Annotated in this window: 27 protein-coding genes and 1 tRNA gene; 11 read left to right on the top strand and 17 right to left on the bottom strand. The window is 35.8% G+C overall.

What is annotated here, in order from left to right:
* The first annotated feature begins 5 nt into the window (after positions 1 to 5).
* Positions 6 to 863: a hypothetical protein gene (locus BAZ10_RS03765; protein ID WP_078770906.1), complete on the top strand. Its 858-nt coding sequence runs from the start codon at positions 6 to 8 to the stop codon at positions 861 to 863.
* A 13-nt stretch (positions 864 to 876) separates the two neighbouring features.
* Here the strand turns inward: BAZ10_RS03765 and BAZ10_RS03760 are convergent, their stop codons facing one another.
* Genes BAZ10_RS03760 through BAZ10_RS03745 form a run of 5 tightly spaced genes read right to left on the bottom strand, consistent with a single transcriptional unit; the run spans position 877 to position 3,765 of the window.
* Entirely contained in the window at positions 877 to 1,533 is a 657-nt protein-coding gene (locus BAZ10_RS03760) for a 3-oxoacid CoA-transferase subunit B (protein WP_059324330.1), read from the bottom strand.
* Positions 1,534 to 1,583: 50 nt separating this feature from the next.
* Positions 1,584 to 1,811, bottom strand: coding sequence for a four helix bundle protein (locus BAZ10_RS19430; RefSeq protein ID WP_311316303.1), 228 nt, complete (start codon positions 1,809 to 1,811; stop codon positions 1,584 to 1,586).
* Entirely contained in the window at positions 1,768 to 1,935 is a 168-nt protein-coding gene (locus tag BAZ10_RS19425; protein WP_311316302.1) for a four helix bundle protein, read from the bottom strand. The genes BAZ10_RS19430 and BAZ10_RS19425 overlap by 44 nt, the downstream gene beginning before the upstream one ends.
* 32 nt (positions 1,936 to 1,967) lie before the next feature.
* Positions 1,968 to 2,666 (bottom strand): CoA transferase subunit A, encoded by a 699-nt coding sequence (locus tag BAZ10_RS03750; protein ID WP_034867286.1) that lies wholly within the window; start codon positions 2,664 to 2,666, stop codon positions 1,968 to 1,970.
* A gap of 25 nt (positions 2,667 to 2,691) precedes the next feature.
* Positions 2,692 to 3,765 carry a M28 family peptidase gene (locus BAZ10_RS03745; RefSeq protein WP_078770905.1) on the bottom strand — a complete coding sequence of 358 codons (1,074 nt, stop codon included), beginning with the start codon at positions 3,763 to 3,765 and terminating at the stop codon, positions 2,692 to 2,694.
* A 44-nt stretch (positions 3,766 to 3,809) separates the two neighbouring features.
* Between BAZ10_RS03745 and BAZ10_RS03740 the strand changes: the two genes are divergently transcribed.
* Both BAZ10_RS03740 and BAZ10_RS03735 read left to right on the top strand, forming a co-directional pair.
* Complete coding sequence (locus tag BAZ10_RS03740; RefSeq protein WP_078770904.1) at positions 3,810 to 4,532, top strand: DUF4294 domain-containing protein; 723 nt, start codon at positions 3,810 to 3,812, stop codon at positions 4,530 to 4,532.
* Positions 4,533 to 4,609: 77 nt separating this feature from the next.
* Positions 4,610 to 5,401 (top strand): S1/P1 nuclease, encoded by a 792-nt coding sequence (locus tag BAZ10_RS03735; RefSeq protein ID WP_078770903.1) that lies wholly within the window; start codon positions 4,610 to 4,612, stop codon positions 5,399 to 5,401.
* Here the strand turns inward: BAZ10_RS03735 and BAZ10_RS03730 are convergent.
* Positions 5,393 to 5,815 (bottom strand): NUDIX domain-containing protein, encoded by a 423-nt coding sequence (locus BAZ10_RS03730; RefSeq protein ID WP_078770902.1) that lies wholly within the window; start codon positions 5,813 to 5,815, stop codon positions 5,393 to 5,395. The two genes, BAZ10_RS03735 and BAZ10_RS03730, sit on opposite strands and share 9 nt — an antisense overlap.
* A complete protein-coding gene (gene mnmD, locus BAZ10_RS03725) occupies positions 5,803 to 6,477 on the bottom strand; it encodes a tRNA (5-methylaminomethyl-2-thiouridine)(34)-methyltransferase MnmD (protein WP_078770901.1) in 675 nt (224 codons plus the stop codon). The genes BAZ10_RS03730 and mnmD overlap by 13 nt, the downstream gene beginning before the upstream one ends.
* An 84-nt stretch (positions 6,478 to 6,561) precedes the next feature.
* Here mnmD and BAZ10_RS03720 point away from each other — a divergent pair, with 84 nt between their 5' ends.
* On the top strand, positions 6,562 to 7,635 hold the full coding sequence (locus tag BAZ10_RS03720; RefSeq protein ID WP_078770900.1) for a branched-chain amino acid aminotransferase: 1,074 nt from the start codon (positions 6,562 to 6,564) through the stop codon (positions 7,633 to 7,635).
* 77 nt (positions 7,636 to 7,712) lie between these two features.
* On the opposite strand, the gene BAZ10_RS03715 is transcribed toward BAZ10_RS03720, so the two are convergent.
* On the bottom strand, positions 7,713 to 8,135 hold the full coding sequence (locus BAZ10_RS03715; RefSeq protein ID WP_078770899.1) for a DoxX family membrane protein: 423 nt from the start codon (positions 8,133 to 8,135) through the stop codon (positions 7,713 to 7,715).
* A 272-nt stretch (positions 8,136 to 8,407) separates the two neighbouring features.
* On the opposite strand from BAZ10_RS03715, the gene BAZ10_RS03710 reads away from it, so the two are divergent.
* Together BAZ10_RS03710 and BAZ10_RS03705 are read left to right on the top strand one after the other, a co-directional pair.
* Positions 8,408 to 9,436 (top strand): hypothetical protein, encoded by a 1,029-nt coding sequence (locus tag BAZ10_RS03710; protein WP_078770956.1) that lies wholly within the window; start codon positions 8,408 to 8,410, stop codon positions 9,434 to 9,436.
* 154 nt (positions 9,437 to 9,590) lie between these two features.
* Positions 9,591 to 10,205: a hypothetical protein gene (locus tag BAZ10_RS03705; protein WP_059155748.1), complete on the top strand. Its 615-nt coding sequence runs from the start codon at positions 9,591 to 9,593 to the stop codon at positions 10,203 to 10,205.
* A 59-nt stretch (positions 10,206 to 10,264) separates the two neighbouring features.
* Here BAZ10_RS03705 and prmC read toward each other — a convergent pair whose 3' ends face one another.
* Genes prmC through BAZ10_RS03690 form a run of 3 tightly spaced genes read right to left on the bottom strand, consistent with a single transcriptional unit; the run spans position 10,265 to position 12,492 of the window.
* Positions 10,265 to 11,104, bottom strand: a complete 840-nt coding sequence (prmC, locus tag BAZ10_RS03700) for a peptide chain release factor N(5)-glutamine methyltransferase (RefSeq protein ID WP_078770898.1) — start codon at positions 11,102 to 11,104, stop codon at positions 10,265 to 10,267.
* Between the two features lie 3 nt (positions 11,105 to 11,107).
* The gene (gene yaaA / locus BAZ10_RS03695; RefSeq protein ID WP_078770897.1) at positions 11,108 to 11,866 is read right to left on the bottom strand and encodes a peroxide stress protein YaaA; all 759 of its coding nucleotides are present in this window, start codon (positions 11,864 to 11,866) and stop codon (positions 11,108 to 11,110) included.
* Between the two features lie 8 nt (positions 11,867 to 11,874).
* Entirely contained in the window at positions 11,875 to 12,492 is a 618-nt protein-coding gene (locus BAZ10_RS03690) for an L-threonylcarbamoyladenylate synthase (RefSeq protein ID WP_058879036.1), read from the bottom strand.
* A gap of 149 nt (positions 12,493 to 12,641) precedes the next feature.
* Here BAZ10_RS03690 and BAZ10_RS03685 point away from each other — a divergent pair, with 149 nt between their 5' ends.
* The gene (locus BAZ10_RS03685; protein ID WP_078770896.1) at positions 12,642 to 15,515 is read left to right on the top strand and encodes an alpha/beta hydrolase family protein; all 2,874 of its coding nucleotides are present in this window, start codon (positions 12,642 to 12,644) and stop codon (positions 15,513 to 15,515) included.
* A gap of 125 nt (positions 15,516 to 15,640) precedes the next feature.
* On the opposite strand, the gene BAZ10_RS03680 is transcribed toward BAZ10_RS03685, so the two are convergent.
* Together BAZ10_RS03680 and BAZ10_RS03675 are read right to left on the bottom strand one after the other, a co-directional pair.
* Positions 15,641 to 15,713 (bottom strand) — tRNA-Met (locus BAZ10_RS03680).
* 57 nt (positions 15,714 to 15,770) lie between these two features.
* The gene (locus BAZ10_RS03675) at positions 15,771 to 16,238 is read right to left on the bottom strand and encodes an acyl-CoA thioesterase (protein ID WP_021346919.1); all 468 of its coding nucleotides are present in this window, start codon (positions 16,236 to 16,238) and stop codon (positions 15,771 to 15,773) included.
* 136 nt (positions 16,239 to 16,374) lie between these two features.
* Here BAZ10_RS03675 and BAZ10_RS03670 point away from each other — a divergent pair, with 136 nt between their 5' ends.
* Together BAZ10_RS03670 and BAZ10_RS03665 are read left to right on the top strand one after the other, a co-directional pair.
* Positions 16,375 to 17,376 carry a S41 family peptidase gene (locus tag BAZ10_RS03670; protein ID WP_078770895.1) on the top strand — a complete coding sequence of 334 codons (1,002 nt, stop codon included), beginning with the start codon at positions 16,375 to 16,377 and terminating at the stop codon, positions 17,374 to 17,376.
* A 78-nt stretch (positions 17,377 to 17,454) separates the two neighbouring features.
* Positions 17,455 to 17,805, top strand: a complete 351-nt coding sequence (locus BAZ10_RS03665; protein WP_078770894.1) for an arsenate reductase family protein — start codon at positions 17,455 to 17,457, stop codon at positions 17,803 to 17,805.
* 97 nt (positions 17,806 to 17,902) lie between these two features.
* Here BAZ10_RS03665 and BAZ10_RS03660 read toward each other — a convergent pair whose 3' ends face one another.
* Both BAZ10_RS03660 and BAZ10_RS03655 read right to left on the bottom strand, forming a co-directional pair.
* On the bottom strand, positions 17,903 to 19,681 hold the full coding sequence (locus BAZ10_RS03660; protein WP_245803736.1) for a PL29 family lyase N-terminal domain-containing protein: 1,779 nt from the start codon (positions 19,679 to 19,681) through the stop codon (positions 17,903 to 17,905).
* Positions 19,682 to 19,719: 38 nt separating this feature from the next.
* On the bottom strand, positions 19,720 to 20,430 hold the full coding sequence (locus BAZ10_RS03655; RefSeq protein ID WP_078770893.1) for a porin family protein: 711 nt from the start codon (positions 20,428 to 20,430) through the stop codon (positions 19,720 to 19,722).
* 174 nt (positions 20,431 to 20,604) lie between these two features.
* On the opposite strand from BAZ10_RS03655, the gene BAZ10_RS03650 reads away from it, so the two are divergent.
* Together BAZ10_RS03650 and BAZ10_RS03645 are read left to right on the top strand one after the other, a co-directional pair.
* On the top strand, positions 20,605 to 22,503 hold the full coding sequence (locus BAZ10_RS03650; protein WP_245803735.1) for a sensor histidine kinase: 1,899 nt from the start codon (positions 20,605 to 20,607) through the stop codon (positions 22,501 to 22,503).
* Complete coding sequence (locus BAZ10_RS03645) at positions 22,503 to 23,141, top strand: response regulator transcription factor (protein ID WP_078770892.1); 639 nt, start codon at positions 22,503 to 22,505, stop codon at positions 23,139 to 23,141. The genes BAZ10_RS03650 and BAZ10_RS03645 overlap by 1 nt, the downstream gene beginning before the upstream one ends.
* 73 nt (positions 23,142 to 23,214) lie before the next feature.
* Here BAZ10_RS03645 and gcvT read toward each other — a convergent pair whose 3' ends face one another.
* Positions 23,215 to 24,291 (bottom strand): glycine cleavage system aminomethyltransferase GcvT, encoded by a 1,077-nt coding sequence (gene gcvT / locus BAZ10_RS03640; protein WP_078770891.1) that lies wholly within the window; start codon positions 24,289 to 24,291, stop codon positions 23,215 to 23,217.
* A gap of 41 nt (positions 24,292 to 24,332) precedes the next feature.
* Complete coding sequence (idi, locus tag BAZ10_RS03635) at positions 24,333 to 24,842, bottom strand: isopentenyl-diphosphate Delta-isomerase (RefSeq protein WP_078770890.1); 510 nt, start codon at positions 24,840 to 24,842, stop codon at positions 24,333 to 24,335.
* Positions 24,843 to 24,924 lie beyond the last annotated feature (82 nt).

Genomic DNA, 24,924 nt, shown 5'->3' with positions numbered 1-24,924 from the left:
ACTAAATGGATTTTTACTATCAGGAAAAGGCAGTTAAGGGTTTTAGCATGCAGCTGGAAACCATAGAACTTTCCTGGTGGTTCTACCTTATTACAGGGCTTGTTTCTATTGGACTAGCCCATAATTTTTTAAGGCTATCTCAGAAAGAGGTAACCAGACTTAATTATTTTTTTTCGCTGTCTTATGCATCAGCAGTCAGCTATATTGTGATTTTATTTACTGTTATTCTGACAGGAGCAGCTGTAAAGCAGATAGGTCATGAATTCTCTCTTCCGAAATATTCTGCTAAAGTAATTGATCCATCTTACAGGGTAGGTGTACGTGAAAAGAACCTGGGAGTTTCTGAATACAGACCTTTAGTAGGTTTTGCAGATAAGAATAACCAGATCATCAATATTCCGCTGAATATGGCTTCTGAAGAACGCTTTTCTGAAGGATCTTCTGTAAAAGTAGGTTATAAAGAAGGGATGAATTATGCTTATGCCTTCAATCCAAAGCGATATATCATCTATTTTGGAGAATTAGTATTCATGGCAGTCTTTTATTCCGGTTTACTTTTTATTCTTGGATATGGTCTGCGAAATCAGTATCTGAAAGATAAAGCGGCACTATTTGCAACAGTAATCTTTGGATACCTTGTTATTCCCGGGATGATGATTTTTATGGCATTATTGATGACAAAAGCCATGCTCGGTAAACTGGCCGGTGAATCGGATCTTAGCTGGGGAGGTTTCTTTATTTGCCTGTTTTTTGTTATTATACTGGTATTTAGTATTTATGGTTACTTCATATTTATTTTTAAGTCAACTCCCGCTGATTTATCAGGAAAAGTAAGGCAAAAGAAAAAGCCAGCTAAAAGCTGACTTTAATTATTGTTTAGAAGACCATTTCCGGGACATTCTCATCTGCATAAAGCTTTCCGGCTGTTGCTGCCTTTATTTCTTCCATACTTACCCCAGGAGCTCTTTCCAAAATTTTGAATCCGCCCTCAGGAAGTACTTCGTAAACACCAAGCTCTGTAACAATCTTCTTAATACATTTTACACCTGTTAATGGCAATGTACATTCTTGTAATAGCTTACTCTCACCATTTTTGTTTACCTGTTGCATTGCTACGATAATATTTTTCGCAGAAGCTACAAGGTCCATAGCGCCACCCATACCTTTTACCATCTTACCTGGAATTTTCCAATTGGCAATATCTCCGTTCTCTGAAACTTCCATAGCACCAAGAATAGTCAGATCTACTTTCTGTGCTCTGATCATTCCAAAGCTCAGTGCCGAGTCGAAAACAGCAGACCCGGGAAGGGTAGTGATGGTTTGTTTACCAGCGTTAATAAGATCCGGATCTTCTTCTCCTTCAAAAGGAAAAGGCCCCATACCTAATAAACCGTTCTCAGATTGTAACACAACATTTACACCTTCTGGAATATAGTTGGCCACCAATGTAGGAATCCCAATACCCAGATTAACATAACTGTTATTTTTTATTTCTCTTGCAATACGTTGTGCAATTTGTTCTTTTGTTAACATCTTTAATAATTTGAAAATTTGGCAATTTGGAAATTTGAAAATACATGTTTTCAGGATTTCTTTGAAGTTGCAATAATCTTTGTTAAGATACTGATTATTGATGTTAATTCTTCAAATAAATCCGAAGTAGGGCTTATTAAATGTGGAGATTCTTTACAAAGTAACAACCAGTATTCAAGTTCATCTGCTTCTTTTGCTGCAATCTTCATTTTGTGGATGAAGTCAGCTTTGCTTTCAGCATTTTGAGCCTCTCTTATATTGGCTCCTTGATGTTCCACTCCTGAATATTTGGCTGGCTAAGGAATATTTTTTTGCTGTTTCGATTTTGCTGGAAAAGTCAATGATTTTCAAAGCGAAACGGAATGATTTAGCAACAATAATATTTTCCTTATCATTTCTCATTAGCCCATTTTCAAATTTTCAAATCATTATTACTATTTTTTTCTTACCGTTCTTTGTTCAATTCTTTTTTCATAGTGATCCCCCTGGAATATTCTGTGAACATAAATTCCAGGAGTATGAATTTCATCGGGGTTAAGTTCTCCGACTTCAACCAACTCTTCAACTTCAGCAATAGTTATTTTACCTGCCATAGCCATTACAGGATTAAAGTTTCTTGAGGTAGAACGGAAAATAAGATTTCCGGCAGTATCACCTTTCCAGGCTTTTACAATTGCAAAATCCGCATCGAAAGCATATTCCAGTAAATAATCCTTACCATCGAAGTTGCGTACTTCTTTACCTTCAGCAACCTCAGTACCTACACCTGCAGGGGTATAGACCGCCGGCATTCCGTATCCTGCAGCCATACAGCGTGTAGCCAATGTACCCTGTGGGATCAGTTCTACTTCAAGTTCACCACTAAGCAACTGACGTTCAAATTCTGCATTTTCACCTACATAAGAAGAAATCATCTTCTTGATTTGTCTTTTATGAAGAAGTAAGCCAAGTCCAAAATCATCGACTCCGGCATTGTTAGAAATACAGGTAAGGTCTTTCACTTCCTTTTTTACTAATTCTGCAATACAGTTTTCAGGAATTCCGCAGAGACCGAAACCTCCAAGCATAATGGTCATGCCGTCCTGGATCCCGTCGCAGGCTTCCTGTACATTTTTAACAGTTTTATTAATCATTATTAGATTTATTTTTAGGGTTGATTTAGTAATACTTAAGATTCATATCAGGTTTTATCTTCAGTAATGTTTCATAAATAAGCTGAATCACATTCCCGACATCTTCTTTACTTACCATTTCTACAGTGGTATGCATGTATCGTAAAGGTAATGAAATTAATGCAGAAGGAACACCACCATTGGAATGAGCAAAAGCATCTGTATCTGTACCTGTTGCACGGCTGGCTGCGGCTCTCTGGAAAGGTATTTTTTTCTTTTTAGCTGTATCGATAATTAATTCGCGGATAGTATGATGTACACTTGGAGCAAAGAAAACGACAGGTCCGTTACCACATTTTTGATCACCTTCTTTTTTCTTTTCAATCATCGGAGTTGTCGTGTCATGGGTTACATCTGTAACAATAGCAATGTTTGGCTTTATGGTATCTGCAATCATTTCTGCACCATATAAACCTACTTCTTCCTGTACAGAGTTGGTAATGTATAATCCGAATGGCAATTTCTTTTTGTTTTCCTGAAGAAGTCTTGCTACTTCTGCGATCATAAATCCACCGATACGATTGTCCAGTGCTCTGCAGACAAAATACCTGTCATTGAGCTCAAAGAAAGTGTCTGGATAGGTAATCATACAACCTACAAAGATTCCAAGGTCTTCTACTTCCTGCTTGGAAGTAGCGCCACAGTCGATAAAGATATTGTCCAGTTTTGGTGTTGGTTCATTCTGATTTGCACGGGTATGAATAGCCGGCCATCCGAATACCCCTTTTACAACACCTTTCTCTCCATGAATATCTACTACCTTGGACGGTGCAATTACCTGATCGGAACCTCCGTTACGGATAACATAGATAAAGCCTTCGTCGGTAATATAGTTAACGTACCATGATATTTCATCAGCATGTGCTTCTATAACCACTTTGAATTCAGCTTCAGGATTTATAATTCCGTATGCAGTACCGTAGTTGTCGACTTCAATTTTGTCTACATAGGGTTTGATATATTCAGTCCAGGCTTTTTGTCCATTGTGTTCGAAACCTGTTGGAGATGAAGTGTTTAGGTAATTTTCTAAAAATTTAATAGAGGTCTTATTGAATTTCATGTATTAAGGTATGATTTTTGTTATACGTCATTACTCGTAAAATTATGAAAAAATATAGAATTTTTAGTCTGATTTGTTTCTTTATGGCAATTTTGGCATATAGTCAGAAGGTCGATACTATAGCAACTATAGGTGAATTGAAAGATGAGAGAAACGTCAAGATGCAGGTCGATAAAGACGGTCGCAAATACTATTGGGACGATAAATTACAAGCAAAAATATATACAGAAGATAATGGAGATAAGCTCATCGAAATGGATGAGATAAAGCTAGTTAATAAGCCTCATTTCAATAATCAGTTAGATAGAAATTATTTTGAATTTCTGAATAAGAAGCTTTTTAGAGTTTACCCATTATTTGTAAATGCTTTGGAGCAATATAGAAGTCTACAAGCTGATCTTGAAAAGGTAAATGAAGATGACAGAAGATCTTATGCCAGAAAAAGACAAAATGAATTAGCAGACCGTTATGAAGCAAAGTTAAGAGATCTTACTACGACAGAAGGTCAGGTTTTTGCCAAATTGATGAACAGAGCAACTGGTAAAACTGTATTTACAATTATCAGGGATTTAAGAGGTGGATGGAGTGCTTTCTGGTGGAATCTGAAAGGTAAAGCTGCAGATATTGAGTTGAAGAAAGAATATAATCCTTATTTGAACAGAGATGACGAATTTATTGAATCTCTGCTGCAATCCAATTGGAACTACGGATATTTGACTCCTTATCCCGGTTATAAAGATTTTAAAGTAAAGAAGTCGGTTGACTAAACTTATATACAAGCCTTTCATTTTTGAAAGGCTTTTCTTTTATATCTTTGCCAGCATAAATAATAATAGATAATTGTATGAAACGAATTTTAACAAGGCTGCTTTTTTGTGCATTTGCACTAAGCTCAATGCAAGCATTTGCGTGGGGACTTACAGGGCACCGTATTATTGCAGAGATTGCGGAGAATCATCTTAATGGTAAAGCGAGAAGACATCTTAAGCATATCTTTGGAAAAGAAAGACTGGCTTATTGGGCAAACTGGCCGGACTTTATCAAATCCGATACAACAGGTGTGTGGAAATCCACATCTACATGGCATTATGTAAATATAGACCCTCAGCCGGACTTTAAAGCTTTTAAAGAGAATCTTGAAGCACAGGCAGGACCTACAATGTATACCCAGATTAAAACACTTTCTGAGCAGATTAAAAATAAAAACACATCTGATAAAGACCGAAAAATTGCTTTAATGTTCCTTATTCACATCGTTGGTGATATGGCGCAACCAATGCATACGGGCAGAGCTGGAGATCTTGGAGGTAACAAGATTGACGTTATATATTTCGGTAAAAAGACCAATCTTCACAGTGTTTGGGATAGTGATTTGATCGATTCACAAAAATACAGCTATACTGAATTTGCTAAACTTATAGATATTAAAACTAAAGATGAAGTAAAAAAAGTACAAAGCGGAACTGTAGCAGACTGGATTTACGAAACACATAAACTGGCCAATAATATCTACGCAAATACTCCTTCCGGATCTAATCTTAGCTACGGATATGGTTATAAATACGACGGACTTTTAGAGCAGCAGCTGGTAAACGGAGGTCTTAGACTTGCTAAATTACTGAACGACTTATTTTAAAAGTTTCGTCTGAAGCTTTTCAAAAACCAAATGGTCTATGGGAAGCGGAAAAGGATTAGAAGCCGAAATGGGTAACCATTCGGCTTTTTCTATTTCTGTATCTATAATTCTGAAATTTTCCGGATCCGTAATTTTCACAAGATAGTATACTGTAAGAAGCTGTTCATTGCTTCTGAATCTGGACTGCATAAAGCCCTCCTGGGTATAGAAATGCTCCAGGATCTCTATTTTCACATTGAGTTCTTCCATAAATTCACGGTGAAGACATTCGGTGACTCCTTCACCGAATTCCAATCCCCCTCCGGGTAGTTTTATCAGTTTTTCTCCAGCGTAACTTTCAAAAAGCGTTAATATTTTCTGATCTTCTATGCATAAAGCATATACCCGTATATTGAATCTATCTATTTTTTCCATGCGTTAATCATTTCTCGTTTACCCTTTGGTCCTTCCAGTTTCTCAACTTCAAAGTTAAGTCCTTTTAGGATACGTTGTAAACTTCCTTTGGAAGAATAGGTAGTGAACAAACCTCCCGATGCCATTTTTTCAGCAACCATTTTTACCAAAGGCTCTTCCCAAAGATCAGGTTGCACACGTGCACCAAAGCAATCGAAGTACACCAAGTCTATAGGTGGCATTTCAATATCTTTAATATTATAAAAGTCTTCTTCCACTTTCTGAAGAAAGAAATCTTTTTCAATATTTTCTGATTTTCCCCAATCTGTACAGTGAATTGTGGTGAAAGCCTTCTTTACAATTTCATTTTCAAAGAATTTATCGTACTCCAGACTGGTTGCTTCTTCCAGTTTCAGTGGATATTTTTCTAAGGAGTAGTAATTAATTTTATGACAAATATCAGTTTTTAAATATTCATCTAATGTTACTAAAACGTTAAGTCCTGTTCCAAAACCAAGCTCTAGAATATTAATTTCATATTTTTTTAATCTGTTTATTCCGTTTTTAATAAACACGTGTTTGGCTTCCTGTAATGCACCATGATGAGAGTGGTAGGTTTCATCTAAGCTACTAACGTGCAGTGTTTTACTTCCGTCTTGCGTAGTTTTCAGACTTCTGAGCATGAATATTTTTTATCAAAGATAATTAAATTTCGGCTATTTGAAAAAATTGTTATATTTGTAATAATAATCTTTAAAAAATTAAAAATGATAATTCAGAAAACTTCGGCATCAAGAATCGATACTTTCGATAAAGACAATTTTTCATTCGGAACAACTTTTACAGACCATATGGTTATATGTGAATACGAGGATGGAAAATGGGGAGATGTAAGAGTTATGCCTTATGGTCCATTTCCTTTTACTCCAGCTATGATGGGTGTAAACTATGGACAGGCTTGCTTTGAAGGTATGAAAGCCTATAAAGACAAAGATGGAGATGTTTTCCTTTTCCGCCCGGAGAAAAACTTTGAAAGAATTAATAAATCTGCTAAGCGTTTAGCAATGCCAGAGGTAACTGAAGAAATGTTCCTTAAAGGACTTGAAGCTCTTATGGATATAGACAGAGCATGGATTCCTCAGGGAGAAGGATTTTCATTATACATCAGACCACTTATTTTCGCTACAGAAGAGGCGTTAAAGGCACGTAAGTCTGAAAAATATATGTTCGCAATTATAGCAACCCCGGCTAAAGCTTATTATACAGCTCCGGTATCTGTATTGATTTCTGATTTTTATTCAAGAGCTGCTAACGGCGGGGTGGGATCTGCAAAAGCTGCAGGTAACTATGCAGGTGCTTTTTATCCAACAGATCTGGCTAATGAGCAAGGATATGAGCAGATTATCTGGACAGATGATGCTACACACAGTTATTTTGAAGAAAGTGGTACGATGAATGTTTTTGTACGTGTAGGAGATACAATCTATACACCACCGACATCAGAAAGAATTCTGGATGGTGTAACACGTGACAGTTTTATCCAGTTAGCTAAGAAAAGAGGAATTGAAGTTGTTGTAGATAAAGTACCTGTAGACTTTGTAATTAATGCTCACAAAGAAGGAACATTAAAAGAAATTTGGGGTGTGGGTACTGCAGTTGTAACCAGCCAGTTTGAAGCTATTGGTTACCAGGGAGAAAAATTAATGCTTCCTAAACTTTCTGATGAAGAAAGTTATGCTGCAAGCCTTAAAAATGAATTAGTAGGAATCCAGTCTAACTTACTTGAAGATCCTTTCGGATGGAGAGTATTGGTAGCCGAAGGAGTAGCTGAAGAAGCCTAATAATAAATTACTATAAATGATAAAAAAATCTTCCGATTCCGGAAGATTTTTTTATCATTTATATGAGAAGATTTAAATTATTTTTTTTTAAACATGTGATCTATACTGTATGGATATTTTTTTTGCACAGCCAGTAAGAAAGTTCCCGCACATCCTACCCATACAGAATAATCCAGTGGCGCTTTGACTCCGAATGCTATTGTCATTGATAGAGCAAAAATGAGTAAAAGCATTCCAGATCCATAAGATGCAATTCTTATTTTATAGCCAATAATCAACATTCCAGAAAATAATATTTCCAAAGAGGTGGCTATATAGGCAGAGACAACACTTAAGGTCTCAGAAAGGAAAAAAGTGAGTTTTCTGGTGTAAATCTCAAAATTTCCCCAATTTCCCCATGTTGAGTTATTTCCCCAGAAACCGAATCTGTCCGCTACTGCAGAAAGCATTGTTACGGATAAAGTTATTCTTAGAAATAATTGTTGAAACTGATTTTTCATTTTCTTCTTTTTATGATATGGCAAAGTTCAGTTTTATATTTCGTAACCTTCTTAAACTGTTTTAAGAATATAGTACAAATGATATTTTAACTAAATGTATTTTATTTAGTATCAATTTAATATTAAAACAACAAGATAATAAATGTTTTAGCTTTATTTTTCATTTACTTTGTGGTTTTTATTATGTATAGTATACTTTATGTTATAAAAATTGTAATATAAATATATATGAATGCTTTTTTACAACTTGGAAGATTACAAATTAAATGAATATGATAAAACAACAATTATTTGGAGCGGGACGTATTATTGGAATGTCTGTCCTTGCTCTGTGGCTTACATCATGCAGAAGTGCCGAAACAGAAAGTAATATTACTGGCGGAACAGCTTCTGTAAAAATTAATCTCCAGGGAAGTACATACGAAAATGATTCTGAAGTAAAGCCAACTGCTTCTGCTGATCATAAAAATACAACTGTATTGACGGAGACAACTCAGGTACAGGAAATACCCTTCAGTGACAGATACAGTCTGCTGGCAACTTTTACAAAAGAATCTTTAACGCAGGCTGCTTCTTTCCAGGCTTCCTCTGGGAAGAATAATTTGATGGCCGCAACTGAATCTAAATCTCAGCAATTGGCAGATAATATAATGTACAAGATTGTAGTATATGATGCCAGTGGCAGATATGTAACAGATCGTAATTTTGTCCGGGGTAAAGAAGATAATATTTCCGTTACACCTGCTCTTAATCTTAATGGAGGTCAAAATTATACTTTTATAGCGTACTCGGTGAATAGTGCCACTGGGGTCCCGGATATATCAATCAGTTCAAGATTATCGGGAGCTTTTCTGTTAGTTATGGATATCGAAGACTTTATGTATTTTAGAAAAGATACTCCTGTTTCTGGAGAGGGTACAAATTATCTTAATGTTGTTTTAAAACATAAAACCAGTCAGGTTACATTAACGATGGATTCTTCATTAACCGGAAATAATATATCGGATATTTCTGCCTACTTCTCTCCTCATTATCCTAATACAGGTATATTATTGTCTAATGGCAGCTTACAGTATCCTCCTGGAACACAAGTGAACAAGAGTATTTCGTTTTCGGGGCTGGGAACTAATATAATTAGCGGTGGAATATCAAAGTTAAGTGCAGATACTACAACTGCCGAACTTACTATTGCTACTATGACTATAGGTGGAGTAACACAGACAAATCTAAAAATTCCAAATATTAAAATTATACCAGGTTTAAGGTATAATCTGAATATTCAGGTAAAGCCTAGATTGTAATTGTCAGAAAATACTTTAGAAAATAAAAGTGCAGAGGCTATGAAAGAATATAATTGAAATATAAAAAAGACTTACTATATTTTTTTATTAATTTGAGATGATTTAAAAGTAGTATTATAATCAGTGCTGTTTAAATAAAAAATAAAATACAATAATGAATAATCCACCAGATGATATTTTTCCTTTATCCGTTAAGGAAGCCCTTATCGGGTTTTACAAGTTCAACCGGCTAAATCTGTCTAAAGACTTTTCATCTCATTGTGTGAGAGTTTATATAGGTTGTATTTTGGCGCCTGTTCCAAATATAAGTGCAAGGCGGAAGTATTTAAAATTCCACGATATACATCATATTATAACAGAATATGGTATAGATAGAATCGGAGAAAGCGAAGTTAGTGCATGGGAATTGGGATCGAGAAGCTGCCGGAAGCCTATAGTTTCTGTAATGAATCTTTTCGCACTATCAACGGGCTTTATTTTGAGTCCAGCTAAAGTTACTAGTGCCTTTTATAGAGGGTGTAGAAGTAGAAACCTTTATTATATGGCAGAGTCAGTATCTGAGGCTGAAATCGACGCTATAGATTTTACTGATATAAAATCCGGGCACCTTGAAATAAAACAAAATATTAAATATAAGTTTCTGAGACAGGTTGAATTCTCGGGGTATTTATTTATATCGATGTTAATACATGTCTTTATGCTAATTGCAGGTAAAGCATTATTAATTGCCGAGAGTATCAAAAAGAAAATACAAAAAAGAAATAAGTAGATGGTGCTTATACCTAATACACACCTTATAGATTTTCGAAATCTATAAGGTGTTATTATTTATTTTCTTCCCCATATCATTCGGTCATTATCCGAAATATCTTTTAACAGGTGTGCTTCGGACAATTTATTTTTGTATAGTTTCAATGTTTCGGGTCCTAGTTTCTGATTAATTTCCAGAAAAATATAACCTCCATCTGCAAGCTTATTATCTGTGTCATTAGCAATCTTACGATAAAAAGCTAATACGTCATTTTGTGGTGCAAACAATGCCATCATAGGCTCAAAATCTTTTACACTATTTTCTATATCAACCTCCTCTTCAGTGCCAATATAAGGTGGATTGCTGATGATGACATCAAAAACTTCTGATAACTCTGTATTCAGATAATCTTGTTGAATAAAATGAATATTGACGTTGTGTAGTACTGCATTTTTCTTTACCATTTCCAGCGCTTTTTTGGAATAATCCAACGCATAGACATTTGCTTGTTTAAGGTGCTTGGCAATGGTGATAGCAATACAGCCGGAACCTGTTCCAATATCCAGAATTTTTAATTTTTTATCAGCAGGAAGTTTTTCTAAAATAAGTTCAATAAGTTCTTCTGTTTCCGGACGCGGAATCAGGACATTTTCATTGACGAAAAACTCTTCACCATAAAAATAAGCTTTACCAAGTATTTGCTGATAAGGTTTGCCTGATTTTAGCTCTTCCAATGCCTGAGTAAACTGTAACTTCTGTGCCTCCTCAACTTCCTGATCGGCATACATCTTTAGCTGAATACTGTTATACTGTAGATATTCTTCAGCAAAGTAGGTGAACAGTTTTTGGATTTCATTTTCCGAATATAGTAATGTCAGCTCTTTTGAATAAAGCTGTTGTAATTCCTGAATTTTCAATGCCTATCGGGTAAAAATAAAATGATGTTCGGTAGATAGCTTGTCATTGAAGAGATAACCTTCCAGATTAAATGCCTTTACATCGTCCAGTTTTTCAATATTGTTCAGTGCACAGAATCTTGATACAAGTCCTCGTGCGTGTTTGGTATAAACAACAATGTTTTTATTCTTCCCATCTCTTTCTTCATAGAAATCGAACTCTATAACGGGAGCTTTTAATTTCTTTTTGTTTACAACCTTTGAATATTCATTGCTGGCAAGATTCAGAACGAAGTCTTTTGCTTTAAGCTGATGATTGATTTCATCCGTAACTTTATCTGCCCAGAAGTCATAAAGGTTTTTATAGTTTTCAAAGCTGAAGCCGCAGCCCATTTCCAGCCTGTACAGCATTATTTTGTCCGAAGGTTTCAATAAACCGTAAAGTCCGGATAGCATCCTTAAATTTTTTTGCAGAAAGTCAACAGCATTTTTATCCAGTGTTTTTACATCTAAACCGCGATATACTTCACCTGCAAATGCAAACATAGCAGAAGTAGAGTTTTTGGTAGTAGGTTTTGGTGTCCAGTTTTGGTTTCTTTCCCAGTTTTCGTTGGCCAGCTTATCTGAAATATGCATAAGATCCTTAATGAATTTAGGATCTTTTTCTTTTAAATATTTCTGGATGTGTGCTGCCTCTTCTATAAACTTGGGTGTGCTGGCCTTTAGCATATCGGTTTTATTATCGATATTCATAAGCTTAGCCGGAGAAATAAGTATCTTCATGTTTGTCTTTAATCTTCAAAATTTCCTTTCCCTTCTCTTACAACTTCAGGGATGCCCTGTGTAAGGTCTACTATTGTAGATGCTTTGTTATCACCATATCCTGAATCTATAACAATGTCTACAAGATGATCATATTTTTCAGCTATTAACTCCGGATCGGTGGTGTATTCTATCACATCATCGTCATCTTTAATAGAAGTAGAAGCGATAGGATGTCCCAGTTTGGAAACAATAAGTTGTGGAATAGGATGATCCGGAACCCGGATTCCTATGGTTTTTTGCCCTTTATAGGCTAAGGGTAAGGTTTTGTTGGCTTCCAGAATAAATGTGAAAGGACCAGGTAAATAGTGCTTTAATAATCTGAATGTGGCCGTATCTATAGGTCTGGTAAATTCAGACAGATGGCTAAGATCATTACAGATAATGGAAAAATGAGCCTTTTCTAATTTAACTCCTTTTATCTGTGCCAGCTTCTCCATAGCTTTTATATCAAAGATATTGCAGCCCAAAGCATAGACAGTATCCGAAGGATAAATAATAAGGCCACCATTATCCAGGGTTTTTACAACTTCCTGAATAAGATTTTCCTGTGGATTTTCCGGATAAATTCTTAAAATTTTTGCCATGTAACAAAGTTAAGCATTTTTATTTCTCAAAAAGATAGCTCTTTTATTAAGAATATGTATTATTTCCTGTGTTTTCATCAATCATAGTACCTGTTTTTATGGGGAATTTCCTAATTTTAGCACTTTGTTAAAACTAATAGTGTTATAATATGAAATTAAAATTCATTCTCTCATCTGTATTGGTGGCGGGATCGGTCTGTACATTTGCGCAGAAGAAACCATTAGACCATTCAGTATACGATGGCTGGCAGTCAGTTGGCAGCCGGAAGATTTCTAATGACGGAAAATGGGTCGGGTACAATATTGATCCGCAGGAAGGAAATTCAAAATTGTATTTATCTTCTCCAAAATCTAAAAACTCACTTGAATTCCCAAGAGGCAGTAAACTATCTTTCACCAGCGATTCTAAATTTGCTTTATTCTCCATCAAGCCTTTCTTTAAAGATATTAAGGCTGTAAAGGATAAAAAGATGAAGAAAGATAAACTGGCAAAAGATACATTAGGTATTGTTAATCTGTCTACTCAGAAGATTGAAAAAATACCAAATGTACAATCCTTTAAATCTCCGGAAAAGGGAGGCGCATGGATGGCTTATCTGATGGAGAACATGAAAGATAAGACGGCTACACCAGATGCTAAAGACGATGATGCAGATGACAAGAAAGATGATGACGCGAATACAAAGCCATCTGATCTTATTCTTGTAAATCTTTTGACGGGAAAGAAAACTACGTATGAAAATGTAGTCCGTTATCAGTTTAGTGAAAACGGAAAACAGTTGATCTTTGTAACTCAGAAACCTGAAGATAAAGACAAGGATAAAAAGGACAACAAGAAGCCTGAAAAGAAAGATAAGTCTGCTCCTGTTAAATATGCTTTGCAAACAGTAAATTGGGTAGATGTTGAAAAAGGGACTGTTAACAAGCTGACAGAAGGCGAAGGTAATTTCTCTCAACTAACGTTTGATGAGTTAGGAAATAAGCTGGCTTTCATCGGAACCCTATCTGCTAAAAATGACCTGGTAAAAGATTATCAGCTGTACTATTTCTCTCAAAATGCAAAGAATACAGTTGTAAATAATAAGCATACTAGTTTGCCTAAAGGCTGGGTTGTTTCTGAAAACAGAGCGCCAATATTCAGTAAAAACGGAAAACAGCTTTATTTCGGGATAGCACCGAAGCCAATTGCAAAGGATACGACATTAATAGCTAATGATCATGCAGTGGTAGATGTATGGAATTATAAAGATGATTATATACAGACAACTCAGTTGAAAAATATGGGTAAAGATCTGAAAAAATCTTTCGGAGCAGTATTCCAAACAGACAAGCCAGAGGTATTCCGCAGTTTAGGTGATGATAACACAGATACGATAAGATTGGTTAATGAAGGTAATGCTTCTTATGTTTTAGGTTCTTCTAATAAAGGATCCAGAATCCAGTCACAATGGGAGGGAGCGGATAGAAAAACCTATTATCTTATTGATAACATCAACGGAAATACTACGGAAGTTGTAAAAGAGCTGAATGGTAATGCTGTTGCATCTCCTCTGGGAAAATACATCGTTTACTTTGACAGAGAGAAAGGAAATTGGTACAGTTATAGTGTGGCGACAAAAGTTACAACTCAGCTGAATAAGAACCTGAGTGTTTCTTTCACAGATGAAGAATTTGATATGCCGGATAAGCCGTATGCTTATGGGATAGCTTCATGGACAGATAATGATGAATCTGTTATTATCAAAGATCGCTATGACCTTTGGGAATTCTTCTTAAACGGTAAGAAAGCGCCAAGAAATATTACTAATTCTTATGGAAGAGCACATAAGATTACTTTTGATACTTATAATCTTGATAAGGATATAAAAAGCCTGAACAGGAAGAAGTCAATGTATATTTCGGCTTTTAACAATGTTACAAAAGCAGATGGTATTTACGAAACTTCAATATTATCGGGTAAAGATCCTAAAGAAGTATATATAGGGGATGTCTGGGGCTTTAAAACATTAGTGAAGGCTAAAGATGCAGACGAGTATATCTTTACTAAAGAATCTTATGTAAAGTCTCCTAACTTGTTTGCTACTTCAGATTTTAAAGAGCAAATTCAGCTTTCTGATACAAACCCTCAACAAGCTCAGTATAACTGGGGAACAGATGAACTTGTTAACTGGACAACACCAAAAGGCTATCAGTCTACAGGTGTTCTGTTCAAGCCGGAAAATTTTGATCCGAATAAGAAATATCCTATGATTGTTTATTTCTACGAGAAATTGTCTGAGAATTTAAACAGATATGTAGCTCCGGCTCCAACGCCATCACGTCTGAATATTTCTTATTTTGTAAGCAACGGGTATTTAGTATTTACACCGGATATATCCTATAATGAGGATGGACATCCTGGAAGATTCGCGGTAGAATATATTAATTCCGGGGTAGAGTACCTGAAGAAAAATCCTTGGGTAGACGGACAACACATCGGTATACAAGGGCAAAGTTGGGGCGGTTATCAGGTAACTCACCTTATTACTCAAACCGATATGTATGCTGCTGCGTGGGCTGGGGCTCCTGTAGCAAATATGACTTCGGCTTATGGTGGAATTCGTTGGGGATCCGGAATGAACAGACAGTTCCAATATGAAAAATCTCAAAGTAGAATAGGGAAGTCTCTATGGGAAGCAAGAGATTTATATATTGAAAACTCTCCTTTATTCCATTTCGATAAAGTAAATACACCTGTAGTGGTAATGGCAAATGACAAAGATGGTGCAGTGCCATGGTATCAGGGAATTGAAATGTTTACAGCATTAAGAAGATTAGGTAAACCGGTATGGATGCTTAATTATAATGGTGACGATCATAATCTGATCAAACGTCAGAACAGAAAAGATATTCAGATTAGAGAACAGCAGTTCTTCGATTATTACCTGAAAGGAGCAAAAGCTCCTGCATGGATGACGAAAGGTATTCCTGCAACAATGAAAGGTAAAGACTGGGGATTTGATCTGACAGATGAAAAGCCTTAATTAAAGGATTAAATAATATAAGAAAAGCTCCGATTTATATCGGAGCTTTTTATTGTGACGTTTAAATCGTTCTAAACTATATGATACAAAAAAAGAGAACTCATTTGAGTTCTCTTTTTATTTAGTAGCGGGGACACGACTCGAACGTGCGACCTTCGGGTTATGAGCCCGACGAGCTACCTACTGCTCCACCCCGCGATATTGTACTGCAAATATATAACGTTTTTTTCGAACTGGCAAGTATTAATCGATGTTTTATAGAAAAGCTTTCATTTCATCCTCAATACCAGTACGTAACGCCATCAATTTTTTTGCATAATCTTCCAATTGAAGCTCATGTTCTGTTTCCGGTTTCCATTGTGGCACCTTTATTTTGTTTCCATTTTCGTCTACAGCAACAAAAACAATGATACAATGTGTCTTCTTTTCATACTTTTTGGAGGTAACAGCTTTTGAAAAAACATCGATCATGATATGCATACTAGAAGAACCTGTATAAATAACCTTTGCATTAATCTTGATGAGTTCACCAATCTTTATAGGTTTCAGAAAGCGTATTCCACCGACATATACTGTTACAGCATAACTTCCGCACCAATTACTGGCACAGGCGTAGCCAACCTGGTCTATCCATTTCATTACACTACCGCCATGTACTTTGCCGCCGAAATTAACATCTGTGGGTTCTGAGATAAACTGAAACGTTGTTGGTGTATTATGCATGATTTAATAAGATTTATAAAGTAATAAAAATAGGTATATTTACGCTCATTTGGACATAATGAATGATAGAAAGTTCAAATGCACTCAATTAATATTAAAATAAATCCAAATACACCAAATAAGAACTAAATAACATATGAAACGTATATTCTTTACATTAATTGGGATCTTTTATGCAGGTATAACTTTTTCTCAAGTTAAAAATACTGAATCAGTAAATAAAATTGAAGCGACTGCTGATAAGCCGGCAGAACCTTTTATAAAAGAGATCAGAGATATTGTAAAACTAAACTCTCTTTTTAGAGAAAAGCTCAACTGGAATGATATTGATGGAAATATCAAAACACTTTCGGTTGGAATGAAAACAACAAACGATACAAAGCCAGTAATAGATTATATAATATCTGAACTTAGAAAAGTAGGAGACAAACATTCTTTTTTTATGTCTGTAGCTGCCACAACAAATTATTCCAGCCCGACAAAAAAATTAGAAGGAGCAACCAGTAAGTTATTGCCAGGTGATATTGGCTATATTAATGTTCCGCAATTCGGTTCTGTAAATGATTCTGCAATGACTGTGTATGCACAAAATATCCAGAATCAGATCAAAGATCTGGATATTAAAAATAATATAAAAGGCTGGATAATTGACTTCAGAAAAAATACGGGAGGTAATATGTATCCAATGATTACAGGATTGGGACCGCTTTTAGATAAAGGAACACTTGGTTATTTTGTTAGTAATAATAAAAAGAATCCATGGAAGCTTATGGAAAAAGAAGGGAAGGTGTGGAGTAATAATGCTTATGTTCCCAATGCATACAAACTAAAGAAAAGACCCGAGAGAATTGCTTTACTTGTAGGAGGGAGAACTGCAAGTAGTGGAGAGTTTACTGTTGTCTCTTTTATAGGTCAGGACAATACCAAATTATTTGGACAGCCTACAGCTGGATATACTACCGGAAACAGAACTTTTGTATTATCAAATGGCTCATCTTTGATGTTGTCCATTAGTAATGCTGCGGATCGTGATAAAAAGGATCATATAGGTTCTATCAATCCAGATGTATTAGTAGATCAGTCTACGAGTGTGGATGCAGATATAGAAGCTGCCAGTAAATGGATTCTGGGTTTTTAATAAATAATTATTTGTAATCCCGGCTTTTATTTCTCTCTTAAAGATGGTATTTTTGAATATTATATAAGAAATATACAAATGAAAAAAGTCTTCTACCTGAAAACATGTGGTACGTGTAAGAAAATTATGGCTGAGTTCAATCTGGATGGCTGGGAACTTAGAGAAATAAAATCGGCTCCTGTTACGGAATCGGAATTGGCAGAAATGTATAAACTGACTAATTCATATGAAGCACTATTCAGTAAGAAATCGACTCAGATTAAAGCCAGAGAAATATATGTTAAAAACCTTAAAGAAGAAGACTTTAAAGAATTAATTCTGGACCATTATAGTTTTCTGAAAAGACCAGTGTTTATTACGGGTAAAGAAATCTTTGCTGGCAGTGATAAGTCTAATCTGGAGAAGCTGCGCCAGTTCTTTTTGGCTTAGAATATAACTATACTTAGTGTTCAAAAAATTATTAAACGTCACAGATTTTTATTGTCTGTGACGTTTTTAGTTGTTAAATATCTTAATTTTATCGTTGTTACGGCATATTAACTTTAGTAAAACTTGTAATATTAGAACCTGTAGTACCTAGCCCCAATTGTCCGGAATCATTATATCCGGCAGTCCAGAAGCTGCCATCTGTTTTCATGATAACAGAGTGTTGTGCTCCTGCATTTATTAAGGCCACTTTATCGGTAACCTGAGTGAATTGATTACTATTAATTGTACTTCCTATGCCCAGTTGGCCATAGATATTAGATCCTGTGGTCCATAAGGTGTTATTCGTTTTGAGTATCATAGTGTGGCTTGTACCCAGACTTATAGCTTTTACCTGATCAGCAACCTGTACAAATTGGTTTAGCGGAGTATTGTTTCCTGTACCTAATTGACCAGCCAAATTAGCTCCTGTAGCCCAAACAGTGTTGTCTTTTTTTAGAATTACAGAATAAGTTTGGTAGCCTGTGGCTACAGCTTTTACATTATTAGTAATAAAGGCCGGATAAAGCTGATTACTGGTGTCACTTAATCCTAGCTGATAGCTGCTATTGGCTCCTGTTCCATAGACAGAACCATCCGTTTTTAGAATAAGCGTATGAGCGTAGGTAGCAGAAACAGCAGCCACATTATTGGTAACCATGGTCATAACATTGCGGTATTGCTGATTTCCAATTCCCAGCTGTCCAAACTGATTATTGCCGGTTGACCATAAAGACCCATCATTTTTAATAGCATAAGAAGAATTGACACCAGCAGCTATGGCTTTGACGTTATTTGTTATGAGAGCAGGTGTATTTAGAGTGGTGTTATTCCCGGTACCTAATTGACCGTCATAATTATAACCTGTAGCCCACAATGTGCCATCTTTTTTTAGTATTAAAGAATGTAAGCCGTTTGCGGCTACTGCCTGTACATTGTTCATTATAAATACAGGGGTATTTCGATTATTGTTGTCACCAAGACCTAATTGCCCATAGCTGTTTTGTCCTGTGCCGTACAGATTGCCTTCAGGGCTTACAAATAGGGTATGCCAGTTTCCAGAGGAAATTTGCCACTGTGCTTTTACCAACGTGTAAGAACTTCCCAGATAGGTAACTGTTATTATTCCATCACCTTCTTCAATACTAAATCCTGGTATACCCGATGGACCTTGTGGGCCTGTTGGACCGATAGGACCAGTTGGGCCCGATGGTCCGGTTGCAGGTACTGGGTTTCCTGAGGAGTCCCGCACAATCTGCCAGCTGTTTCCATTATCATAGCTTATCATCCATTGATTAGCTGTAGTATTCACCTGTAATAAAGGTGTTATACCATTTGTGCCATTACTGCCGTTACTGCCATTAGAACCGTTTTGCCCGTCTTTACCTGTAACCGGTAATTTATTACCGTTTTGTATTATAAAGTTTCCGTCCAAAGTCCAGTAGTAAAAACCGTCGGTATTTTGTTTCACTCCTATAGCCAGAGCATTTACACCATCTTTTCCATTTGTACCATTCGTACCGTTGGTTCCGTCTTTTCCATTGCTCAGGTTAATTGTAGTACCATTACTCATAGTAAGTGTATATCCTGTGGAGGTCGCTTTGTAGGATATAATACTTACATTTTGTTGCAATGCAGTGGTAATTGCTTTTAGGGCAGTAATATCAGTATTCATGAGTTTTACAGCAGCTTCCAGAGCTGCTATGCGTGCTGCCTGGCTGTCTAATTGATCTTGTTGCTGCTGTTGTTTGCGCATAATTTCATCGAAGTCTGTGCGCTGGCAGGAGGTGACAGACAGCAACAAAAACATCCATATAGAGAAAATAAATTTAGTGCTCATAATAGTATGGTATTGGTTACAAATAGTTTAATTATTATTTATTGAGTGTTTATATCGAAGCTAACGCCAATGGACGTATAAAGCATTAAATTTTCCTTCCATGCCGGATACGTAATAATCCCGTCGTATTTATCATCGTTTAACCAACTGAATGATGAGCGCAGAAACAGTCTTGTCTGTTTATTAATCCTGTAAGAGAAGCCAAGATCTCCGCCCACAGCGTAACTTAGTGATTCAGGTTTGACGCCGTTTGTTAGCTTTTGATTGGTGTTTATATTATAAATTCCCGTTGAAAAATCATTGAGAAAGAGATGGGGTGCTAGTTCCATGTTAAACTTCCCCTCATTTCTGAAAATGTTCAGAACCTGTACCGGGAATCGCACTCCATATCGGGATAAACGAACCTTACTGTAAATACCACCTAACTTATAATTCCCCTGCGTATAGCGTATGACTCCCTGGTTGTCTATAAAATCATTAGTTTGCCATTTGGAAGCACCTATCTTACCGGTCATATAATCTGTATTTACCTCAACAGCCAGCCAGTTTGTAAGTCTGTAACCGATAAATAAACCACCACCATAGCCGGGACGAAATTTTTCTCCCGTAGAAGAAAGATCTCCCCAAAATAATGGAGAACCGGCTTGCACCCCGATATAGACTTTAGACTCGGAAGGGTATTTTTCTTGGGCATATAATATTAGAGAACCAGAAAAAAATAAAACCAGAAAAAAATATATTTTGATCATAACAGAAAGGTATCTGCTAACAAAATTAATTTAGCAGAGAAGAGATGACAATACCCAAAAGCAGGTATCAGTTAGCTATGCAATTTTGTATATTTAGAGTAACTTTAATAATAATCTTACCTACCTGTTTTTGGGTAATAGATATAATCTGAAATTTTATCAACTTTACAGAATATGAAGTTGTTATACCATAAATATTTAAGTGCTGTTCTTCTGCTTTTATGTTGTTGCATAAATCAGCTGGTATATGCTTCATCTGTGAATGATACTTTAGCTGTAACAGGAATAGACAGATATCCTGTTAATAATTATTTATATTGGTTTCAGACAAAAGAAAAATTATCGGCAGATAAAGCTTATCAGTTACTAAAAAATGGAAAAGGACAAAAACTTGCTCCTGAAGTCAGTATAAATTCAGGAGTGGCCGGAAACTATTACTGGCTTACATTTACAATAAAGAATACATCCGGATCGGAGAATAATCTCTTTTATAAATTCAATTACCCTTTTCTTAATAATGTAGAAGCCTACAGGCTTACTTCATCGGGATTTAAAAGGTTTATGAAAACTGGCGCCGAATCAGAATTTGATACACGGGATTACCCTTATCATGACTTTGTTTTTCCTATTAGATTAGAAACCGGAGAGTCTGCTGTTTTTTTAATTATGGCTGAACGAATAGGAGAGCGGTTCAGTACAACTCCGGAGTTAATTAGCAATAAACTTTTTAAAGAAGAAGAGCAGCGGTTGTATATTATCATAGGTGTGATTGTCGGTATTATGTTTTTTAATACGGTAATCAATTTGTGCCTTGGAATTTCTCTGGGGGACAGAATACATTATTTGTATGCCGCTTATGTAATGGCTGCATTGTTTTGGGTACTTAGTAGTGTTGGTGCAGATTATCAGTTTCTTTTCCCCCATTGTCCGCTAATATTCAGTATATCTCAGTTTTCTGCCGGTGCAGTAACCATGATTTTGATGGCACAATTGGGTATTGCTTTTTTGGAACTGAAAAGAAATAGCATCAAGTCATATTATATACTAAACCTTTTTAAATGGCTTTTAATTTTTTCACTGATCTCAAAAATTTTATTAGATTTATGGTCTTCTGAACAACAGAAAGCAATCAAAATAACGGGTAATCTGTATCTGATTTCAATTGCCGGAATTGCTATCTCTATAATATGGGCTGCTATTTTACGGGTAAGACAGGGATTCCGGCCAGGATGGTTTTATTTGGCTGCAGTATGTTTTCTGGCAGGCAGTATTTTCAAAACCTGTTATGTTATTCTTACCACTAATGATTTATCCGTTTTGGTATCTCCACCAACAAGTATTCAGATTGGGTTAATTATAGAATCACTGATTATTTTTGCAGGTATTATTTACCGATATTCTGTTCTGAAAAAAGAGAAAAAAGAGCTGGCAATAAAACTGACAAATCAGAAACTTGAGATGACACAAAATATAATTGCTGCTCAGGAAGAAGAACGTAAAAGACTAGCGCAGGATTTGCATGATGATTTAGGAGCTACCCTTAGTACTTTATTGCTCCATATTACCAATCAGCATGATACAATAAATAATCCCTATAATGAACGGAGCATTGAAATTACACAGAAAGCATTGGCTGACCTCAGAAATATTTCTCATGATTTATTACCCAAAGATTTTTCGACAATTGGTCTATTCCAGACTTTAAAGAACAGAACCGATGAACTCAATAGTTTTGCTCTTACAAGATTCTGGCTTAATACAGACGGAGAAGATGAACAGTTGAATGAAATACAATCTGTCATATTGTACAGGATAATAAATGAATTAATTAACAATACTATAAAGCATGCAAAAGCATCTCAGGCTAATATTGACCTGATAATCGCTGATGAAAACATAACACTGATTTTTGAAGATAAGGGAATAGGCTTTAATGATCACAACAATTTTAAAGGGATAGGTTTAAAAAATATACACTCCCGCGTAGTATTTCTGGGAGGACAAATAAATACTGATCACAACAAACAAGGAACAACTGTCATTATCGTTGTTCCGTTAAAAAGCACACAGTAATGAATATTACAAACGTTATAATCGCAGATGATCATGCACTTTTTGCTGACGGGCTGGAGCAGCTTGTGTACTCTTTAGAGGGCTTCAGAGTTACAGGGAAAGTTACCGACGGCAAAATGCTTATGCAGAAATTAAATACAGTTTCTGCAGATATTATTCTGATGGATATTAATATGCCTTACTTAAACGGTATAGAAGCAGCACAAAAGGTTTTGTCTTTATATCCGAAGATAAAGATTGTATTTATCAGTATGTATTACAATCTTCAGTTGATGACCCAGGCGAAAGAAACAGGAGCTACAGGGTTTATCATGAAAGATGTTACGGCTTTAGTATTGAAAGAAGCTATTGTAAATGCCAAGAACGGAGTTCAGACCTTTTTACCTCCCGTAGCTAAAGATACTTTGCTAAATGATATGATGAAGGATCAGGATCCTTTTGTGATGCATCATAAACTGTCTCCAAGGGAAATGGATATTATACATTTGATAAAAGAGGGAAATGCAACCAAGCAAATAGCAACATTGCTTGAATTAAGCGTTTTTACGGTAGAAACTCATAGAAAAAATATCAACCGGAAACTGAAAGTCCAGAGTACAGCTGAACTTGTTGCACTCATGTATAAGTTTAATCTTTGATTTTCTGATAATAAAATACCCGGATAATTCCGGGTATTCTTATTTATGACCTTTTCAGGTTATTTATATTCCATTATACAAAAGGAAGTTTTACAACTTTTGCAGGGATATCTTTATTACGAATTCTGATGAAAATGTCAGATCCTAATTTGAAGTGAGGTTTTGCAACATAAGCTAATCCAACTCCAATTTTTTTCATTGGGGACATTGTTCCGGAAGTTACTTTACCAATAACATTACCTTCAGCATCTACTACTTCATAATCATGTCTTGGAATAGCCTTTTCCTGCATTTCAAAGCCTACAAGTTTTCTGGTAATGCCTTCTTCTTTTTGCTTTGCAAAAACTTCTTTAGAAACAAAATCTTTATCGAATTTAGTAATCCAGCCAAGGCCAGCTTCGATAGGAGAGGTTGTGTCATCGATATCATTACCATACAGACAGAATCCTTTTTCCAGTCTTAATGTATCTCTGGAAGCTAATCCGCAAGGAATCATTCCGAATTCTTCTCCAGCTTCTGTTAATGCATCCCACAATTTTACAGCATTTTCGTTTTTGAAATAAATTTCAAAACCTCCTGATCCGGTATAACCTGTATTGGAAATAATTACATCCTGAACACCAGCTACAGCACCAATAGTGAAGTTGTAGTAAGGGATATCAGTTAACTGAGTATCTGTTAACTTCTGTAAAATTTCAGTCGCTTTAGGCCCCTGAATAGCAATAAGAGACATATCATCTGATGCATTCGTCATCTTAGCGCCAAAAGTGTTGTATTTAGAAATGTGATTCCAGTCTTTATCAATATTGGAAGCATTTACTACAACAAAGTATTTCTCATCAGCAATCTTGTATACAATAAGATCATCTACAATTCCGCCATTTTCATTCGGAAGGCAAGAATATTGTGCTTTACCATCCTCTAATGTATCTACATTATTAGTGGTAACTTTTTGAAGAAGTTCCTTACTTCCCGGTCCTTCAATAAAAAATTGTCCCATGTGACTTACGTCAAACATACCGGCCTTTTCACGTACCGCAAAATGTTCTTCAGTAACTCCGGAATACTGTACAGGCATTTCGAAGCCAGCAAAAGGAACGATCTTGGCACCAAGAGAAACATGCTTGTCAAAAAGTGCTGTTCTTTTCATTTTAAAATATTATTTCGATTTATAATTTTGTTGATTGTCTATTACAGGTGGTGTCTGTACTCGTCCCAGATAATTTTAAACCATTCTGTAAAAAGTTCAGGCTTATTAGCGATCTCTTCATCCAGCTCTTCCATGGTAACGAAACGGATAGCAGATACTTCATCGGGGTTTAACTGGTATTCACCATTATAAGTTCCGATAAAAACGTGATCCAGTTCGTGCTCCCACAAGCCTTGTCCTACATCTGCCTTATAAATAAAATGGAATTTTTCTTCCAGTTCACATTTGATCCCCAATTCTTCATGAATTCTCCTTCTGGCACCGTCTAAATAAGTTTCATTTTCACGCGGATGCGAGCAACAGGCATTGGTCCATTTGTCTGGAGAGTGGTACTTAGTTGAACTTCTTTGCTGTAAAAGCATTTTGCCTTCCTGATTAAATAAAAATACTGAAAAGGCCCTGTGTAATAGCCCGTTCTGATGGGCTTGCATCTTTTCCATTACACCCAGTACATCATCGTTTGGGTTTACAAGTACAACTTTCTCTTCCATTTAGGAGCAAAAATAGCTATAATCAATTGATTTTCCTAATCAAAATATTCGTTAAACTTATAATTTTTGGATGTTTTTTTAA

Origin of the sequence: Elizabethkingia occulta, from assembly GCF_002023715.1 — a bacterium.
GTDB lineage: Bacteria > Bacteroidota > Bacteroidia > Flavobacteriales > Weeksellaceae > Elizabethkingia > Elizabethkingia occulta.
This window is presented reverse-complemented; position numbering and strand designations above follow the sequence as displayed.

Excerpts from the sequence above, each read along its gene's own strand:
- BAZ10_RS03645 (WP_078770892.1), top strand. The coding sequence starts at position 22,503 with ATGAATATTACAAACGTTATAATCGCAGATGATCATGCACTTTTTGCT.
- BAZ10_RS03730 (WP_078770902.1), bottom strand. The coding sequence starts at position 5,815 with ATGGAAAAAATAGATAGATTCAATATACGGGTATATGCTTTATGCATA.
- BAZ10_RS03720 (WP_078770900.1), top strand. The coding sequence starts at position 6,562 with ATGATAATTCAGAAAACTTCGGCATCAAGAATCGATACTTTCGATAAA.
- mnmD (WP_078770901.1), bottom strand. The coding sequence starts at position 6,477 with ATGCTCAGAAGTCTGAAAACTACGCAAGACGGAAGTAAAACACTGCAC.
- gcvT (WP_078770891.1), bottom strand. The coding sequence starts at position 24,291 with ATGAAAAGAACAGCACTTTTTGACAAGCATGTTTCTCTTGGTGCCAAG.
- BAZ10_RS03675 (WP_021346919.1), bottom strand. The coding sequence starts at position 16,238 with ATGCATAATACACCAACAACGTTTCAGTTTATCTCAGAACCCACAGAT.
- BAZ10_RS03650 (WP_245803735.1), top strand. The coding sequence starts at position 20,605 with ATGAAGTTGTTATACCATAAATATTTAAGTGCTGTTCTTCTGCTTTTA.
- yaaA (WP_078770897.1), bottom strand. The coding sequence starts at position 11,866 with ATGAAGATACTTATTTCTCCGGCTAAGCTTATGAATATCGATAATAAA.
- BAZ10_RS03715 (WP_078770899.1), bottom strand. The coding sequence starts at position 8,135 with ATGAAAAATCAGTTTCAACAATTATTTCTAAGAATAACTTTATCCGTA.
- BAZ10_RS03745 (WP_078770905.1), bottom strand. The coding sequence starts at position 3,765 with ATGAAATTCAATAAGACCTCTATTAAATTTTTAGAAAATTACCTAAAC.
- BAZ10_RS03660 (WP_245803736.1), bottom strand. The coding sequence starts at position 19,681 with ATGAGCACTAAATTTATTTTCTCTATATGGATGTTTTTGTTGCTGTCT.
- BAZ10_RS03750 (WP_034867286.1), bottom strand. The coding sequence starts at position 2,666 with ATGATTAATAAAACTGTTAAAAATGTACAGGAAGCCTGCGACGGGATC.
- BAZ10_RS03690 (WP_058879036.1), bottom strand. The coding sequence starts at position 12,492 with ATGGCAAAAATTTTAAGAATTTATCCGGAAAATCCACAGGAAAATCTT.
- BAZ10_RS03760 (WP_059324330.1), bottom strand. The coding sequence starts at position 1,533 with ATGTTAACAAAAGAACAAATTGCACAACGTATTGCAAGAGAAATAAAA.
- BAZ10_RS03735 (WP_078770903.1), top strand. The coding sequence starts at position 4,610 with ATGAAACGAATTTTAACAAGGCTGCTTTTTTGTGCATTTGCACTAAGC.
- BAZ10_RS19425 (WP_311316302.1), bottom strand. The coding sequence starts at position 1,935 with ATGAGAAATGATAAGGAAAATATTATTGTTGCTAAATCATTCCGTTTC.
- BAZ10_RS03655 (WP_078770893.1), bottom strand. The coding sequence starts at position 20,430 with ATGATCAAAATATATTTTTTTCTGGTTTTATTTTTTTCTGGTTCTCTA.
- BAZ10_RS03765 (WP_078770906.1), top strand. The coding sequence starts at position 6 with ATGGATTTTTACTATCAGGAAAAGGCAGTTAAGGGTTTTAGCATGCAG.
- BAZ10_RS03670 (WP_078770895.1), top strand. The coding sequence starts at position 16,375 with ATGAAACGTATATTCTTTACATTAATTGGGATCTTTTATGCAGGTATA.
- BAZ10_RS03665 (WP_078770894.1), top strand. The coding sequence starts at position 17,455 with ATGAAAAAAGTCTTCTACCTGAAAACATGTGGTACGTGTAAGAAAATT.
- BAZ10_RS03705 (WP_059155748.1), top strand. The coding sequence starts at position 9,591 with ATGAATAATCCACCAGATGATATTTTTCCTTTATCCGTTAAGGAAGCC.
- idi (WP_078770890.1), bottom strand. The coding sequence starts at position 24,842 with ATGGAAGAGAAAGTTGTACTTGTAAACCCAAACGATGATGTACTGGGT.
- BAZ10_RS03740 (WP_078770904.1), top strand. The coding sequence starts at position 3,810 with ATGAAAAAATATAGAATTTTTAGTCTGATTTGTTTCTTTATGGCAATT.
- BAZ10_RS03685 (WP_078770896.1), top strand. The coding sequence starts at position 12,642 with ATGAAATTAAAATTCATTCTCTCATCTGTATTGGTGGCGGGATCGGTC.
- BAZ10_RS03710 (WP_078770956.1), top strand. The coding sequence starts at position 8,408 with ATGATAAAACAACAATTATTTGGAGCGGGACGTATTATTGGAATGTCT.